The following is a 1,138-nucleotide window of genomic DNA, read 5'->3' on the forward strand; positions in this document are numbered from 1 at the left end:
CGTAGTCATCACGGCACCCTTCCCGCCACGCTCACGCGCGGCGCGTCAAGCCGGAAACACCTTTTAATGCACAGTCCCTCTGCGGCTCGCGAAAACTCAGGATCGCGGCCCCAAAGGGCGATGATCTCGGCGCTACTCGAATCGAGAGGGGAGAGTGTTACGGGTTCTCGCACAGATTCACTGTAGGTCCACGGTGGATTTCTCGATTGTCGGCAGTGATGGGATGGATGGCGGGCTAGATGCCTCTTCCGTAACCGTCGAGCAGCCTTTCTGCGAGCGTCGAGAAGGACGCAGTGATGTGAGGTCCCGTCTCGAACTGCCGGTGATACTCGACCGCGAGTTCGATCATGGGTGATCTCCTCAACGCGAGCCGTGATCGAAGGAAACCGACTGCAGTCTCGATCGTGCCTGACCCGACGCCCTGGGTAGCAAATCGGCCAAGGGTCGAGCCGATCACGGCGGCGTCGTTGTAGCGGAGCATTCGAAGAACGTCGCTAGCGTCTTTGGCAAGGACGCGGTCAGGCTTTGGGCCGGACATGCGCTCGGCAAGCTTGATCAGTTTCGCTACGACCAAAGCAGCCGGGCTCGCAACCTTGACCAGCGCGACCCGTGTGTCCTTCGGGTCTAGGGCGAGAAGTTCCATCGTGTTGTTGTCGCGGAGTGCTAGCTCCAACCCCGACGTGCGTCGTGCGGTTCGCCCGCTCTGGCCTTCCAGGGGCGCAGTGCGCCGACTTGACGCGGGCAACGCGCCAAGTCGGCGCCACGAGATCGACCGGGACACCCTCGGGGGAGAACCACGTCCCAGGGTTCGTGTGCGGTCGAAAGCTGGCAGATTCGAGAACCTCGGCAAGGTCGGGGTTCTCGAAGAGCAGGTCCGGATCTACGGCGATGTCGGCATCCGTGGTTGAGGCGGGGAGGCCGGCATCGAGCAGGGGAGTCTGCAAGTAGATTGCCTGAGCCCCGACGAGCACGAGCTCCTCAGACTGCGCGGAGAGTAGCTCTAGACAGCCCAGGAGCACTCGCTGGGCGATGACATACTCGCGCGGAATCGAAGACTCAGGCATAGGGGCCCGTCGGTCGCGAAGCTAGTTCTTCGGCGAAGTCGGAGCCAGCTGCGGCGTAGCGCCCCGACAGCGAC

At 62.7% G+C, this 1,138-nt stretch carries 2 protein-coding genes; one reads left to right on the forward strand and one right to left on the reverse strand.

What is annotated here, in order from left to right:
• Window positions 1-235 precede the first annotated feature (235 nt).
• The gene (locus RMN95_RS10055) at window positions 236-643 is read right to left on the reverse strand and encodes a hypothetical protein (RefSeq protein ID WP_309616786.1); all 408 of its coding nucleotides are present in this window, start codon (window positions 641-643) and stop codon (window positions 236-238) included.
• 79 nt (window positions 644-722) lie between these two features.
• Between RMN95_RS10055 and RMN95_RS10060 the strand changes: the two genes are divergently transcribed.
• On the forward strand, window positions 723-908 hold the full coding sequence (locus RMN95_RS10060) for a hypothetical protein (RefSeq protein ID WP_309616787.1): 186 nt from the start codon (window positions 723-725) through the stop codon (window positions 906-908).
• The last annotated feature ends 230 nt before the right edge of the window (window positions 909-1,138 follow it).

It is taken from the genome of Salinibacterium sp. (assembly GCF_031364185.1).
Classification (GTDB): domain Bacteria; phylum Actinomycetota; class Actinomycetes; order Actinomycetales; family Microbacteriaceae; genus Rhodoglobus.

Bases quoted from the DNA above. Each gene is read 5' to 3' on its own strand.
- RMN95_RS10055 (WP_309616786.1), bottom strand. From the start codon at position 643: ATGGAACTTCTCGCCCTAGACCCGAAGGACACACGGGTCGCGCTGGTC.